We start from the raw sequence: 15,032 nt of genomic DNA on the forward strand, positions 1-15,032 counted from the left end.
ACGTGGTAAAGTCGGATGGCTAAACGATGAGCCAGCCGCTCGGCAAGCCCCAGTCGTCTCACCGACCTTTCCTCCAGGGGCTACAACATGTCTCATTGCCGTCGAGCGTTCCCGCGACTCTCCCTGCTTTTCCTTGGCCTTTCCGTTGCCTTTTCCACTGCGCATGCACAGGATGCCGCGCACGGGAAAGACGATGGCGACACGGATACGACCACGCTGGATGCGGTGAAGGTCCAGGGCCAGGCCGCACCGACCTATACCGCGGAATCGTCCGCCGCCGCCACGCGCCTGCCGCTGTCGCTGCAGGACACGCCGCAGTCCATCAGCGTCATCACCCGCCAGCGCATCGAAGACCAGCACCTCACCAATGTGCGTTCGGTGCTGGACAACACCGTCGGCGTTTCTTCCAGCCAGTACGACACCGAGCGCGTCGTGTTCTGGTCGCGCGGCTTTCAGATCGAGAACGTCGCCAACGACGGTGTGCCGGTCGCTCCGGGCCTCAACGCGAGTTCCGCCGATGCCACGCTGGACACGGCCCTTTACGACCGCATCGAAGTGGTGCGTGGCGCATCGGGCCTGCTGAGCGGCGCGGGCAGCCCCGCCGCGCTGATCAACTTCGTGCGCAAGCATGCCGACAGCCGCACAGCGCAGGCCGAGGCCACCGTCAGCTACGGCTCGTGGAACACGAAGCGCGCCGAGTTCGATATCTCCTCTCCGTTGAACGCGTCGGGCAGCGTGCGCGGCCGTGTGGTAGGAGTGCACGAAGATGGCGACTCCTACCTCGACCGCTACAGCAATTCCAAGAACGTGTTCTACGGCGTGGTCGATGCCGACCTGGGCGACCGTACCGTTCTGAGCGTGGGCTACGATTACCAGAAGACCAAGCCGAAGGGCGTCACCTGGGGCACGTACCCTGTGTTCTACGACGACGGCAGTTTCCTCTCGTGGCCGCGCTCGTTCAGCAGCGCAGCGGACTGGACCTTCTGGAACCAGAAGACCCAAACCGCCTTCGTCGACCTCAAACACAGCTTCGAGAACGGCTGGCAACTGCATGCAATGGCAAGCCACCGCCAGACCGACGGCGACGACGCGCTGTTCTACGTCTACGGCTGGCCCAACAGGGACACCGGCGAGGGCGTCGAGCCCTATGCGTACCGCAGCCGTCAGCACGGCAGGCAGAACATGCTGGACGTGTATGCGTCCGGGCCGTTCCAGGCGTTCGGTCGCGAGCATGAACTCGTCGTGGGCGCCAGCGGTTCGCACTACTCGAACGATGCCTATGAGTACCCGCACGGTGACCTCCCAGGCACGGGTAACTTCCTCGACTGGATCGGCCGGTATCCGTATCCGGATTTCGCCGCCGCCGCCAATCGCGCTTCGCTTATTACGACCGAGCAGAAGGGCCTGTACGCCGCCGCACGCATTTCGCTGGCCGATCCGCTGAAGCTCATCGTCGGCGCCCGCCGCACCAGCTGGAAAAACGACACGAACGACGCTTCCGCAGGTGTGTATCACCAGAAACAGGACAAGACCATTCCCTACGCGGGCCTGATCTACGACATCACCCCGGTCTATTCGGCGTTCGCGAGCTACACGCAGATCTTCGATCCGCAGGACAACCGTCGTGCCGACGGCAGCTTCCTCGATCCGATGCTGGGCAGCAGCCGCGAGGTCGGCATCAAGGGCCGCCACTTCGACGGCGCGCTCAACACGTCACTCACCTTCTTCGACACGCGCTTGTCCAGCGTAGCGGAGACCGACATCGGTCGCTTCCTTCCCGACGGCGTTACCCAGGCGTACTACGGTGTCGACGGCACGCGCTCACGCGGCTACGAGTTCGAAGCGTCGGGTGCGTTCTCCGATGCATGGAACGGCACGGTGGGTTGGTCGCACTTCAACGTGAAAGGCCCCGGCCACACCGGCGAACTTCGCCCGGCCTTGCCACGCACGCTCGTACGCACGTTCACCACGTATCGGCTGCCCGGCCAACTCGCCGGCCTGACCCTCGGCGGCGGCGTCAACTGGCAGGGCGCGAGCCATACACTGGTCGATGGCCCGAACGGCCCGCAACGCGTCGATCAGTCATCGGTATTCCTGGTGACGGCGATGGCCCGCTACGCGTTCGACGATCGCGCCTCGCTGCAGCTCAATGGCGACAATCTACTGAACCGCAAGTACTTCGTCCTCGATAACTACAGCAACCTGTATTACGCACCCGGCGCGACGTATACGGTTTCGTTCAATTACAAGTTCTTCTGACGCTTTCAGGGTGGCGAAGATACTCATGGCGGACGTCGGGCGATGAGAACTTGATTGGAATCGAACGCGCCGTGGCTTTACGCCACGGCGATCAGCGAATGCCCTTGTCGTAGAAAGTCGGTGGCTATGCGAAGGCCCGACGCCAAATCCTGACATTCCCGGTATAGCCGAAGGTTTTCAGGCCTGTACTTGTCAGCAGGGCGGTGCAATTCGAACTCGGACGCCGAACGCAGAATTTCCAATGCGTCAAATTCAACATCCTCTGGCTGGTCGTGTCCCAAACTGAACAGCATGCTTGCCGCTTCCCTGCTTATCTGACCGTCCCAGTACAGGTCCGAGGCAACGTCGCGGAGCCGTTGGGGAGTTACCTTGCCAAGATCCAGATGTCTTATGGTCTCGACAGTCGCTGCAGAAAGCTGCCGAACAACGCCTTCCACTCGTTGCTCTTTCCTTTGTAGGTAAGTGGTGTTGGAAGCCGTCCTGTATGAGACCCCGCCAGAATGATCGTTAGCTGTGGCAAGTGATCCGAGGTTCATACTGATTCTCCGGCCAGGTGGTGGACTCATGTTGGGGAGTGCAGGACCTTTGAGTTGTCAGGTCTGGAAGAAAAAACCAAGCGCAATCCGCCACGCTGTTCTGTCAGCGACAGTGTCTTTGTCAGCGAATTGCATGTCTGCGAGACGGCGTAATGCGCGCGAACTGTAAGGTCGTCGAAAGAGCTCGCTATTCACCCATAACCTGGGTTTGCGCACGTTGCGCGAAACGAGGTCTTTCGATGAAGAAAAATGAAGTGAGGCCCCCGACAAGGGCGATGGCTGTCATCTGTATCGGAGCGTTGATATTGGCGGGGCTATGGCCGTCCGGCGCCATGGCTCGAAACTGCGCGATGTTCCTTCCGTGGACGAGCTACGAGCAGCAGGTTGCGCCCAAAGCCGAAGCGCTCGTCCATCAATGGCATGCCAACTGCACCGGTGTGATGATGATGTCGGGAGGCGGATTTTTCATTTTGGAGAGGCTTGTGGGCGGACAATGGGCGCGGGTCTCCCGAGGACTGTCGGTCAATGCGAACCTGGACCCCGGAACGTACCGAATCTGGGTGGAAAACATCGGTCATACGCCTGCCAGCTACAGAATCCGCTGGCGAATGTCAGCTGGATAATTTACGTAGCTCGCGAAGTCGATCACTCCTGGCCCCGCTCTCCAGCCGAGGTACTTCAGTGATCGGGAAGGTGTCGGGCTGTACCCCTCCGGGCGAGTTCGGTCGCTTCTGCGACCGCATGTTTGAGCCCGGAGGGGTACAGCCCGGCGACTCTCTGGACAACGCGACGGTGTTCGAGCAAAACACGATGGCGTAGCCGAGCCTGCAACGCGGCCAAGCGACCGTTCGAGACAACACGTCTAATCGGCTTATTGACGCCGTTTTGACGGTGCGCTATACCTTGCCGAAGCGCCGCATCGCCATCGCATGCGGTGTCTACTTCGGGGGTGTCATGCCGCACCGCAGCCACAATCCAGCACATCCGGGTTGCGCCATGGCGGAGCCGTCCTTCCCCTTCGTGCAGGCCGACGGCCAGCGGATACTCTCCCGCGCCAAGCTCAGTGCCCTGCGCTCGCGTGGCAAATCCCTCGCCGGCTATTCGCCCCCGCGCCACACCCGCTGATCCGTTTCTCCTGATCGGCCTCCCTTCCTGATGAGCCCGCGTTCGCAAGCGGGCGTGACATGACGTTCGCCTGATCGCGGCTCGCGCCGTAGGCAGGCCGCGTGCGCATGTCGAAGGTCGCTGGTCAGCCAATCCGCAGCACGGGCGGAGGGGTTCGTGCTGCCTGCAGCGACACTTTCGGGGTGGGGTGACATATGCGTAACAACCATGATCTGACGAAGAAGGCGCTTGTGCTGGCCATCTGTATGGCCTGCGGCTTCCTGAGCGCGCCGGCGCTCGCGCAGCAGTCGGCACCGGCCGCCGACAACGCGGAAAAAAGCAAGAACGAGAAGGACAAGCCCGTACAGTTGAAGGCGCTGAGCGTTGTCGCCAATCGCTACGAGGCCACGAACATTCGCATGGACTCGGTCAATACCGTGGACGTGCTCTCGGCGAACGATCTGCAGCACACCGCGGTGCACAACGTGGCCGAGGCGCTCGGCCTGATGTCCGGTGTGAATGTGACCACGACGGGTACCGGTTATTTTGGCGGCGTCGACGGCGCGGCGCGCGGCGAGGGCATGTTCGCTTCCGTGCGCGGACTGCCTTCGGAGTACAACGTGAACCTGGTGAACGGCAGCAACGTCGCCCAGGGCATGCCGTACAGCCGCAGCGTTCAGCTCAGCCTGTTGCCGCCATCGGGCTTGCAGACCATTGTGCTCAACAAGACCTCCACGGCCGATATGGACGGCGACGCCATCGGCGGCACCATCGATTTCCGCACGCCCAGCGCGTTCGATTTCAAGAAGGATTTCAGCGGCAGCGTTACCGCGAGCGGCCGCAGCGAAAGCCGCGCGCGCGACTACGGCGGCAGCGGTCTGGGTGGCGGGCTGGCCGGCGAGTTGCAGAGCAAGTTCGGTGAAGAGAAGCAGTTCGGCTTCTACGTCAGCGCGTATTACGATTACCGCAACATCGCCAACAGCGAGGTCGGCGCGGCCGAAAGCGCCAGCAACGACGGGTCGTGGGCTTTCCTGCATGCCACCGCCGAAGGCGACAACGCGCCGGGTTACGACCCGCAGCACAACCTGACCAGCATCGGCACCAACGTCGGTATCGCCTCGGGCTTCGAGCGCCGTTACGGCGGCAACATGTCGTTCGACTGGAACATCGATCCCACTCTCCACGCCTACGCCAAGATGTCCTACGCGTACGCGCTTACCGAACAGAACACCACGTACAACCAATTGCTCCCGCAGGACGTGACCTACGTGCCCACGGCCACACCGGGAGTGTATACGCCGAACATCGGCCGCATCGCCAATCGCTTCTGGTTCGAAACCAATCCCGAGCGCGCCGACCTCGGCACCATCCAGTTCGGTGCGGACAAGACGGCGGGGGGCTGGACGATCTCGCCGAACGTGTTCTGGAGTATCGGTCGCAACGACCGTCCGGAGCATGTCGAGATCGACGGGCGCGAGGACAAGTACTCGCAGGACAACTTTGCCTATGACAGGAGCTCGCTGCTCTCCTATGGCGGCAACCACTTCCCGTATCCGGTACTGACACCGGCGCTCCTGGGCTCGGTGAACAACATCCAGAACATGTGGGCCAACGATTACGGCGAAGTCACCCGTATTCGTTCCGGCCAGAAGCGGGGCGGCGCGAAACTCGACCTGCGCTACGACTTCGAGGACGGTCCGGTGCAGTCGGTGAAGTTCGGCGTGAAGTACAGCGACAGCTCGCGTACCTTCACCAACCGCGACTGGAGCACCGGCGGTATCAATGACGGCACCACCACGCTGGACGACCTGGGCATCTTCAAGGGGTATTACAACCAGATCTTCCCAGGCAAGTATCCGTGGAGGACGCCGGACGTGAGTCGCGCTGCGGTCGCGGCCCTGATCGATGCGCATGTTCAGCCCTCCGACCTGGATACGTGCAGTCAGCTCGACTTCAACAATTTCAACTGCGACACCATGCGCGGTACCGAGGCGGTTTCCGCCGCCTACGCCATGGCCACCATCGAGCAAGGGCCACTGGAGATCATCCCTGGCGTGCGCTTCGAGCACACGTCCATCCACAACACCTTCTGGACCACGCCGCAGGACCCCGACGGCAACGAGTTGCCGGGCCACTTCTCCAACAATCGCACCATCTACAACGAACCGCTCGGCAGTCTGTTCATCAACTATCGCCCCGGTGGCAATGTGGTGTTCCGCGGATCGATCTGGCAGAGCTATACGCGGCCGGCGTTCGTCCAGCTTGGCGGCGGCGAGCAGATCAGCGTGTCCAACGGCGTGACCACGATCACCCGCGGCAACCCCGATCTCGACCCGATCAAGGCCACCAATGTGGACCTGGGTGCGGAATGGACCACCGCCAGCGGCGGGTTCTTCTCGCTCACCAGCTACTACAAGAGGCTGAGCGATTACATCTACGACAGCGGTGGCGGCCAGGCCAATCCGAACACCTCGGGTGTGGGCACGGTGCTGACGAAAACGCCGACGAATGGCGGCGATGGCCGCGTGTACGGCATCGAAGCCACGGTGCGCCAGAAGTTCGAAAACCTGCCGGGTGCCTGGAACGGCCTCGGCTTCAGCGTCAACGCCACCAAGCAAAACTCCCGCGTGGACCTGGGCCGGGAGGGCTTCGAGCACGAGCGTCTGCAGCAGGCCCCGCGCACGATGGCCAATGCGGAAGTGTTCTACGAGAAATACGGCTTCTCGTTGAACCTGAGCTACCACTACACGGGCTCGTACATCTCCACGTACGACTTCCTCAACCAGGGCGCTCCGTGGGACGACCTCTGGCTGCGGCCGATCCGGCGCGTCGATCTGCACGCCGGTTATGCCCTGGCCAACGGCCTGCAATTCGACCTGCAGATCAGCAACCTGACGAAGCAGTACCAGTACTGGTCGCATATCGGCCGCTACAGCCTGGCCAATTCGGATATCGTCGATGCGGGCCGCACGGCGCTGGTTACCGTGAAGTACTCGTTCTGAGCGGGAGCGTACGCATGACGGGATGGCGCGAAGGCGACACGCGGGTATTGGCGAACGCCGTGCCGCCGCGGGCGATCGGGTTCTGGGGCGGCCTTTCGGCCAATGTGCTGAACATGATCGGCATCGGGCCGTTCGTTACCATCCCGCTGGCGCTTTCCGCACTGGCCGGGCCGGCGGTGTTGCTGGGCTGGATCGCCGGCGCCTTGCTCTGCCTGTGCGACGGGCTGGTGTGGGCAGAGCTGGGTTCGACGATCCCCGAATCCGGCGGGCCTTACCACTACTTGCGCGAGGCCTATGGCCGGGAACGGGCAGGGCGGCTCTTTGGTTTCCTCTACCTCTGGCAAACGCTGCTGACGGCGCCGCTGTCGATCGGCTCCGCGGCAGTGGGCTTTGCGCAATACGCGGGATACCTCGTGCCTTCCCTGGGCGATGGCGGCCGCGTCGTCGTTGCCGCCACGCTTTGTTTGCTGAACACGGCGATCCTTTATCGCAAGGTGGGCGATATCCAGAAGCTGTCGCTGGTGGTCACCGTGGCCGTGGTGGTTGCCGCGGTATGGATCGTCCTCACCGGCATCATGCACTTCGACATGGCGACGGCGCGGCATTTCATGGATGCGCCGATGGCCTCCGGCAAGGGTTTCTGGCTGGGGCTCGGTGCGGTGTCGCTGATCGCCGTGTACGACTACGGCGGCTACAACAACGTGTGCATGCTCGGCGGTGAGGTGAAGCAGCCACGGCGCACCATTCCGATGGCCGTGCTGGTGTCGATTCCGGTGGTGGCCGTGCTCTACCTTGGCCTCAACGTCAGCATCCTCGGCGTGCTGCCCTGGGAACAGGCGGCGCATTCCACTGCGGTGGTGGCCGACATGATGCAGGCTGTGCACGGCGCCTGGGGCGGCACATTGGCCGTGGTGCTGATCCTCGTCGCCAGTTGGGGTTCAGCGCTGGTCGTTCTGCTCGGCTATTCGCGCGTGCCCTATGCCGCCGCCGCGGCCGGACAGTTCTTCCGTGCCTTCGCCCGGCTGCATCCGCGCGACGGCTTCCCCACGTTGTCGCTGCTGTTCGTCGGGATCACCTCCGCGCTTGCGTGTTTCCTTTCTCTGGAGAGGCTGATCGGCCTGCTGATGGTGGTGCAGATCTTGTTTCAGTACATCGCGCAGTGCTTTGCGGTGGTGGCCTTGCGGCGGCGCCCGCGTGTCGAGGGCACATTTCACATGCCGTTGTATCCGCTGCCGATCGCCGTCAGCGTGGCCGGCTGGCTTTACCTTGTCGCAACCAGCGGCGTTCCTACCATGCTGACCGCCGTCGTCGCCATCGCGGCGGGCAGCCTTCTTTTCCTCTGGCAAGCACGGAGAACCCGCACGTGGCCATTCCCCCTTTGAAGCCCCGGGATGTCGCTGTCGTCGGGGAGATCTTCGCCGACCACATCTTCACCGGCTTTCCCCATTGGCCGCGCCCCGGCGAGGAGGTGATCGCCAGGAACTACGTGCGTGAACTGGGTGGCGGCAGCGTGAACACCGCGTGCGGGCTCTCGCGCCTCGGCCGTCGCGTGCGCCTCGTCGGGCTGATCGGCGATGCCGACTTCGACTGGTTCGAGGGCCGTCTCGCCGCGTTCGGTGTCGGCATGGACGGCATACGCCTGGAGCAGGAGGGCACCGGCATCACCGTCAGTGTCTCCATGCGCGACGACCGCACGTTCTTTACCTACCCCGGCGCCAACCGGGGTTTGCCGGATCTGCTGGCGATGCCATCCGTCATCGCCGACCTCGCCGCGGCGCGCCACGTGCATTTCGCGATGCCGCTGTCGCGCGAATTGGCTTCGTCCACGCTGCCGCTGCTGCGTGCCGCCGGCTGCACGTTGTCGCTGGATGTCGGCCACTCGCCCGACTGGCTGCGCGACCCCGCGAACGTTGCGACGTGCCGCGAGGTGGACCTGTTCCTGCCCAATGCCACCGAGGCCGAACTGCTCTGCGGTCAGGCCGGCGCCGAGGCCTACGTGGCATGGGCGCTGGACAACGGCCTGCCCCGCGTCGTGCTGAAGCGCGGCGAACAGGGCGCCGTCGCGGTGGCCGGTGGCGTATCCAGCCATGTGCTGCCGCCGGCGGTCGAGGTGGTGGACACCACCGGTGCCGGCGACGCGTTCAACGCCGGCCTGATCGACGCGTGGCTCGACGACGAACTCCTTGGCTCTGCGCTGGAGCGCGCCTGCATCTGCGGCGCCCTGTGCAGCACGGCCGCCGGTGCCCTCGCGGCGCTACCCCATTCCCCCCCATTGAGGACCCTTCGTGAACAGACGTACCGATCGTAAGATCGCCCTGGTGGGAGGCGGCAGCGTCCGCTCGCCCCTGGTCGTGTTTGGTGTGAACGAGGCAGCCGAAGCACTCGGTGCCGCCGAGATGGTGCTTTACGATCCGGACCCGGAACGCCTGCGGGTCATGGTGGATCTGGGCAAGGCGATCGTCCGGCGCGGTGGCGGCCAACTCCGCCTGCGCGGTGCCACCTCGATCGAGGACACGATCGAGGGCGCGGATTTCGTCCTCAACAGCATCCGCATCGGCGGCATTGCCGGCCGTGCCGCCGACGAACGCGTCGCGATCGAGCATGGTTATTCGGGCCAGGAAACCACGGGCCCCGCCGGTGTGGCGATGGGCCTGCGCACCATCCCCATCGCGATCGAACAGGCCCGGCTGGTCGAGCGCCTTTCGCCGGATGCGTGGCTGGTGAACTTCACCAACCCCGCGGGCCTGATCACCCAGGCGGTGAGCGATCACAGCAAGGCGCGCATCGTCGGCATCTGCGATACGCCCACAGAGCTCTTCCACAATATCGCCCGCGCGCTCGGCGAGCCGTTCGAATCGGTGGAATGCGATTACGTCGGTCTCAACCATCTGGGCTGGGTGCGCAGCGTTCGCGTGCGCGGGGAAGAGAAGATCGACACGCTGATCGACAGCGACGAGCTGTTGCGCAGCCTGTACCTCGCGCCGCTGTTCGATACCGACATGATCCGCACGCTGCGGCTCATCCCCACGGAATACCTGTTCTTCTATTACGAACGCCAGCGCGCGCTGGCCAACCAGCGCCGCCAGGGTGGCAGCCGTGGTGCCGAGATCGCGACGCTGAACGACGAGCTGTTCGCCGCGTTGAGTTCGCGTCTGGCGGCCGGGCAGGGCGACGAGGCCGTGGATATCTATGCGGCTTACCTCAACCAGCGTTCCGGTTCGTATATGAAGCTCGAGGCGGAAGGCGGCTCGGCGTTCGACGATGGCGTGAGCCTGGACGTCGATCCGTTCCGCGTCGCGACCGGTTACCACCGCATCGCCATCGACGTGATGAGCGCGCTGACCGGCGCGAAGCCCGCTCCTATCGTGGTCAATACACGTAACCGTGGCGCCGTTCCGGACCTGCCGGATGCCGATGTGGTGGAGACGTTGTGCGATATCTCGCTCGACGGCATCGAGCCGCGCAGGCTCGCACCGCTGCCGGACGCCGTGGCGGGTCTGGTGCGCTCGGTGAAGGCGTATGAGCGGGCGGCCATCGCCTCGGTATTGGAGGACAGCCGTCTGGTCGCTCGCAAGGCCATGCTGATCCACCCCGCCATCGGCGAATGGACACCGACTGCCAGCCTTCTTGACGCGTTACTTGGCCACGCGAACGAAGACGGCGAATGCCTGTGCCAGGGGCCGATGCACCGCTAGGGAGGCGGCCCACCCGCGTGGGAACGCCGCGGCTACGCCGCGGCGCAGCAAGGCCTTTGGGCGCCCCGTGCGCTAAAATGCCTCCCTTTACGCGGAGAGTTCCATGGCACAGCAACCCTCGCCCGGCGCCCGCTTCCGGGCTGCGCTCGCAGCCGAACAGCCGCTGCAGGTGATCGGGGCGATCAACGCCAACCACGCCCTGCTGGCCAAGCGGGCGGGGTTCCGTGCCATCTACCTGTCCGGCGGCGGCGTGGCCGCGGGTTCCCTGGGCCTTCCCGACCTCGGCATCAACACGCTCGACGACGTGCTTACCGACGTGCGCCGCATCACCGACGTGTGCGACCTGCCGCTCATGGTGGATATCGACACGGGCTTCGGCCCCAGCGCGTTCAATATCGCGCGCACAGTGAAAAGCCTCATCAAGTTCGGCGCGGCGGCCTGTCATATCGAGGACCAGGTGGGCGCCAAGCGCTGCGGTCATCGTCCCGGCAAGGAGATCGTCAGCGCGGGCGAGATGGCCGATCGCGTCAAGGCCGCGGCCGATGCGAAGACCGACGCCGACTTCTTCCTTATCGCACGCACCGATGCCATCGCCGTGGACGGCGTGGACGCCGCCATCGAGCGCGCCATCGCCTGCGTCGAAGCGGGTGCCGATGCGATCTTCGCCGAAGCGGCGTACGACCTGCCGACCTACAAGCGCTTCGTCGATGCCGTGAAGGTGCCTATCCTCGCCAACATCACCGAGTTCGGCCAGACGCCGCTGTTCAGCACCCAGGAGCTGGGCAGCGTGGGCGTCGGCATCGTGCTCTACCCGCTGTCTGCCTTCCGGGCGATGAACAAGGCCGCGGAGAACGTCTACACCTCGATCCGCCGCGACGGCCACCAGCGCAACGTGATCGACACGATGCAGACGCGCGAAGAACTCTACGACCGCATCGGCTACCACGCCTACGAACGTCACCTCGACGAACTGTTCTCCAAGAAAGGTTAAGGAGTCACGCAATGAGCGACACCACAACCACCACGACGCCGAAGGCGAAGAAGTCCGTCGCCCTGTCCGGCGTCGCCGCCGGCAACACCGCACTGTGCACGGTCGGCCGCAGCGGCAACGACCTGCATTACCGCGGCTACGACATTCACGACCTCGCTGCCAAGGGCTCGTTCGAGGAAGTGGCCTACCTCCTCGTGCACGGCGTGCTCCCGAACTGGATGGAGCTGAACGCCTACCGTGCCAAGCTGAAGCGCATGCGTGGCCTGCCGGCCCCGGTGAAGAACGCGCTCGAGCTGCTGCCCGCGGCCACGCACCCCATGGACGTGATGCGCACCGGCGCTTCGGTGCTCGGCACCGTGCTGCCGGAAAAGGACGACCACAACCTCACGGGCGCACGGGACATCGCCGACCGCCTGATGGCCAGCTTCGGCTCCATGCTGCTGTACTGGTACCACTTCAGCCACAACGGCAAGCGCATCGAAACGGAAACGGACGACGAATCCATCGCCGGACATTTCCTGCACCTCCTGCATGGCCGCAAGCCCAGCGAACTGCACTCGCACGCGCTGGACCGCTCGCTGGTGCTGTACGCAGAGCACGAATTCAATGCCAGTACCTTCACGGCCCGCGTCATCGCAGGCACGGGTTCCGACATGTATTCGGCCATCACCGGTGCCATCGGTGCGCTTCGCGGGCCGAAGCACGGCGGGGCGAATGAGGTGGCGATGGAGATCATCGCGCGCTACCGCGATGCGGCCGAGGCGGAAGCCGACATTCGCGCGCGCGTCGATCGCAAGGAGATCATCATCGGCTTCGGCCACCCGGTGTACACCGTGTCCGATCCCCGCAACGAGATCATCAAGGAAATCTCGCGCAAGCTCTGCACCGAGGGCGGCAATCCGCGCCTGTTCGAGGTGTCGGAGAAGATCGAGAAACTGATGTGGGAACTGAAGAAGATGTTCCCGAACCTTGACTGGTACTCGGCCTCGGCCTATCACATGATGGGCGTGCCCACGGCCATGTTCACGCCGCTCTTCGTCATCGCACGCACCTCGGGCTGGAGCGCCCACGTGATCGAACAGCGCCAGGACGGCAAGATCATCCGCCCGAGCGCGAACTACACCGGCCCGGAAGACCAGGCGTACACGCCGATCGAGAAGCGCTGAGGCGCTTCAGCTGCGATGGGTGCTCGCGATAGGGTGCCCGCCGCCGCGGGATCGCCGGCATAGCCGGCTCCCACACAGGCAGCCGAGCTTTGTGTGGGAGCCGCTTCAGCGGCGATGGGTGCTCGCGATAGGGCGTGCCGCTGCTGCGGGATCGCCGGCATAGCCCGCTCCCACAGGCGCACTGCACATGGCGTCGATCAGAGGGCAGCCGCCAGCCGCGTCGCCTGATCGATCGCCCGCTTCGCGTCCAGTTCCGCGGCGACGTCGGCGCCGCCGATCAGGCGCACATCCATGCCGCGCGCCAGCAACGCGTCGTGCAATTCGCGGTTCGGCTCCTGTCCCGCGCATACCACGACGTGATCGACGTCGAGCACCTGCGCCTTGCCGTCGACGACGACGTGCAACCCCGCATCGTCGACCCGTTCGTACGCCACGCCGCCGATCATCTGCACGCGCTTGTTCTTCAGCGTTGCACGGTGCACCCAGCCCGACGTCTTGTTGAGACGGCCACCCGGCCGGCCCGCGGTCCGCTGTAGCAACCAGACCTGCCGCTCGGGTTTTTCCGGCTGTGCGGTGGTCAGGCCGCCGGGCGTGGTCATGGCCATGTCCACGCCCCATTCCTTCGTCCAGCGCGCGATGTCGGTGGTGGGGGAGGGCGTGGCTTCGGTAAGGAACTCCGCGACGTCGAAACCGATGCCGCCGGCCCCGACGATGGCGACCTTGCGTCCCACGGCGGCGTCGTTCTGCAACACGTCGAGGTAGCTCAGCACCTTCGGATGATCCGCGCCGGGTATGTCGAGCATCCGTGGGCGCACGCCGGTAGCGAGCACCACGGTGTCGAAGCTGCCGGAGGCGAGCGTCTCGGGTGTGGCGTCGGTACCGAGGCGGCGCTGCACGCCGGTCGCGTCGAGGCGATGGTCGAAGTAGCGCAGCGCCTCGTGGAACTCCTCCTTGCCCGGAATGCGTTTCGCCATGTTGAACTGGCCGCCGATGACCGGCGCGCGATCGAACAGGGTGACGGCATGGCCACGTTCCGCAAGCGTGGTCGCCGCCGCGAGGCCGGCCGGGCCGGCGCCCACGACAGCGACGCGCTTCCGGGCCGATGCCGGCGCGACGATCAGTTCGGTCTCATGGCAGGCGCGAGGGTTCACGAGACACGATGCACGCCGGTTCGCGAACACGTGGTCGAGGCAGGCCTGGTTGCACGCGATGCACGTGTTGATGGCCTCGGGCTGTGCCTTGCGTGCCTTGTTCACCCACTCCGGGTCGGCAAGGAAAGGACGCGCCATGGACACCATGTCGGCATCGCCCCGGGCCAGGATCTCCTCGGCCACATCGGGCATGTTGATGCGGTTGGTGGTGACCAGCGGTATGGACACCTCGCCCTTCATCCGCCGTGTGACCCAGGTAAAGGCGCCTCGCGGCACACTGGTGACGATGGTGGGGATGCGCGCCTCGTGCCAGCCGATGCCCGTGTTGATGATGGTGGCGCCCGCCGCTTCGATGCCCTTGGCCAGCTTGACGATGTCCGTCCACGACTGCGACTCGTCCACCAGGTCGAGCATCGACAGGCGGTACACGATGATGAAATCGCGCCCGACCGCCTCGCGCATGCGTCGCACGATCTCGATCGGAAAGCGCATGCGGTTCTCCGCCGAGCCACCCCAGCGATCGGTACGACGATTCGTACGCGCCGTGAGGAACTGGTTGATGAGGTAGCCTTCCGATCCCATGACTTCCACGCCGTCGTAACCGGCGTCGCGGGCCAGTCGCGCGCTGCGCACGAAGGCATCAATGCTGCGTTCCACGCCACGCGCCGACAGGGCTCGCGGGGTGAACGGCGTGATCGGGGATTTGATCCGCGAAGGCGCGACAGAGAAGGGTTGGTAGCCGTACCGCCCGGCATGGAGGATCTGCATGCAGATCTTGCCGCCTTCCGCATGCACGGCCCGGGCAACCTTGCGGTGCCTCGCCACGTGCCAGGGCATCGACATCGTTCCGGACATCGGCTTCAGCCAGCCCTGGATGTTGGGCGCCATGCCGCCCGTGACGATGAGCCCGACGCCGCCCCGGGCCCGCTCGGCATAGAAGGCCGCGAGTTTGTCGAAGTCGGAAGCCTTGTCCTCGAGGCCGACGTGCATCGAGCCCATGAGCACGCGGTTGGGCAGGCTCGTGAATCCGAGATCGAGCGGGGAAAGCAGATGCGGGTAGGCCACGGAACGCTCCGTTCAAACGATCGTTCGAATGATGGTCGGAACCGTCGCGGACGGCAAGTGGCG

The 15,032-nt window shown here is 64.6% G+C and carries 11 protein-coding genes; 9 read left to right on the forward strand and 2 right to left on the reverse strand.

The window, feature by feature from the left end:
* Positions 1 to 87 precede the first annotated feature (87 nt).
* Positions 88 to 2,259, forward strand: coding sequence for a TonB-dependent siderophore receptor (locus tag FHS47_RS01720; protein ID WP_167022164.1), 2,172 nt, complete (start codon positions 88 to 90; stop codon positions 2,257 to 2,259).
* A 77-nt stretch (positions 2,260 to 2,336) separates the two neighbouring features.
* On the opposite strand, the gene FHS47_RS01725 is transcribed toward FHS47_RS01720, so the two are convergent.
* On the reverse strand, positions 2,337 to 2,795 hold the full coding sequence (locus FHS47_RS01725; RefSeq protein WP_167022166.1) for a hypothetical protein: 459 nt from the start codon (positions 2,793 to 2,795) through the stop codon (positions 2,337 to 2,339).
* A gap of 239 nt (positions 2,796 to 3,034) precedes the next feature.
* Between FHS47_RS01725 and FHS47_RS01730 the strand changes: the two genes are divergently transcribed.
* The 8 genes from FHS47_RS01730 (at position 3,035) to prpC (ending at position 12,753) form a co-directional block, all read left to right on the forward strand.
* Positions 3,035 to 3,418, forward strand: coding sequence for a hypothetical protein (locus FHS47_RS01730; protein WP_167022168.1), 384 nt, complete (start codon positions 3,035 to 3,037; stop codon positions 3,416 to 3,418).
* A gap of 280 nt (positions 3,419 to 3,698) precedes the next feature.
* Positions 3,699 to 3,920 (forward strand): hypothetical protein, encoded by a 222-nt coding sequence (locus tag FHS47_RS01735; protein WP_167022170.1) that lies wholly within the window; start codon positions 3,699 to 3,701, stop codon positions 3,918 to 3,920.
* A gap of 194 nt (positions 3,921 to 4,114) precedes the next feature.
* The gene (locus FHS47_RS01740; RefSeq protein WP_167022172.1) at positions 4,115 to 6,901 is read left to right on the forward strand and encodes a TonB-dependent receptor; all 2,787 of its coding nucleotides are present in this window, start codon (positions 4,115 to 4,117) and stop codon (positions 6,899 to 6,901) included.
* 14 nt (positions 6,902 to 6,915) lie between these two features.
* Positions 6,916 to 8,283 carry an APC family permease gene (locus FHS47_RS01745; RefSeq protein WP_167022174.1) on the forward strand — a complete coding sequence of 456 codons (1,368 nt, stop codon included), beginning with the start codon at positions 6,916 to 6,918 and terminating at the stop codon, positions 8,281 to 8,283.
* On the forward strand, positions 8,265 to 9,209 hold the full coding sequence (locus FHS47_RS01750) for a carbohydrate kinase family protein (protein ID WP_208381729.1): 945 nt from the start codon (positions 8,265 to 8,267) through the stop codon (positions 9,207 to 9,209). The genes FHS47_RS01745 and FHS47_RS01750 overlap by 19 nt, the downstream gene beginning before the upstream one ends.
* Positions 9,187 to 10,596 carry a 6-phospho-beta-glucosidase gene (locus FHS47_RS01755; RefSeq protein WP_167022176.1) on the forward strand — a complete coding sequence of 470 codons (1,410 nt, stop codon included), beginning with the start codon at positions 9,187 to 9,189 and terminating at the stop codon, positions 10,594 to 10,596. Before FHS47_RS01750 ends, FHS47_RS01755 begins: the two co-directional genes overlap by 23 nt.
* Positions 10,597 to 10,699: 103 nt before the next feature.
* Positions 10,700 to 11,587: a methylisocitrate lyase gene (gene prpB, locus FHS47_RS01760; protein ID WP_167022178.1), complete on the forward strand. Its 888-nt coding sequence runs from the start codon at positions 10,700 to 10,702 to the stop codon at positions 11,585 to 11,587.
* An 11-nt stretch (positions 11,588 to 11,598) separates the two neighbouring features.
* A complete protein-coding gene (gene prpC, locus FHS47_RS01765; protein WP_167022180.1) occupies positions 11,599 to 12,753 on the forward strand; it encodes a 2-methylcitrate synthase in 1,155 nt (384 codons plus the stop codon).
* Between the two features lie 197 nt (positions 12,754 to 12,950).
* Here prpC and FHS47_RS01770 read toward each other — a convergent pair whose 3' ends face one another.
* Positions 12,951 to 14,969: an NADPH-dependent 2,4-dienoyl-CoA reductase gene (locus FHS47_RS01770; RefSeq protein ID WP_167022182.1), complete on the reverse strand. Its 2,019-nt coding sequence runs from the start codon at positions 14,967 to 14,969 to the stop codon at positions 12,951 to 12,953.
* Between the last annotated feature and the right edge of the window lie 63 nt (positions 14,970 to 15,032).

Origin of the sequence: Luteibacter sp. SG786 (assembly GCF_011759605.1) — a bacterium.
Lineage (GTDB): Bacteria > Pseudomonadota > Gammaproteobacteria > Xanthomonadales > Rhodanobacteraceae > Luteibacter.

Bases quoted from the DNA above. Each gene is read 5' to 3' on its own strand.
- FHS47_RS01730 (WP_167022168.1), top strand. From the start codon at position 3,035: ATGAAGAAAAATGAAGTGAGGCCCCCGACAAGGGCGATGGCTGTCATC.
- FHS47_RS01720 (WP_167022164.1), top strand. From the start codon at position 88: ATGTCTCATTGCCGTCGAGCGTTCCCGCGACTCTCCCTGCTTTTCCTT.
- prpB (WP_167022178.1), top strand. From the start codon at position 10,700: ATGGCACAGCAACCCTCGCCCGGCGCCCGCTTCCGGGCTGCGCTCGCA.
- FHS47_RS01725 (WP_167022166.1), bottom strand. From the start codon at position 2,795: ATGAACCTCGGATCACTTGCCACAGCTAACGATCATTCTGGCGGGGTC.
- FHS47_RS01740 (WP_167022172.1), top strand. From the start codon at position 4,115: ATGCGTAACAACCATGATCTGACGAAGAAGGCGCTTGTGCTGGCCATC.
- FHS47_RS01745 (WP_167022174.1), top strand. From the start codon at position 6,916: ATGACGGGATGGCGCGAAGGCGACACGCGGGTATTGGCGAACGCCGTG.
- prpC (WP_167022180.1), top strand. From the start codon at position 11,599: ATGAGCGACACCACAACCACCACGACGCCGAAGGCGAAGAAGTCCGTC.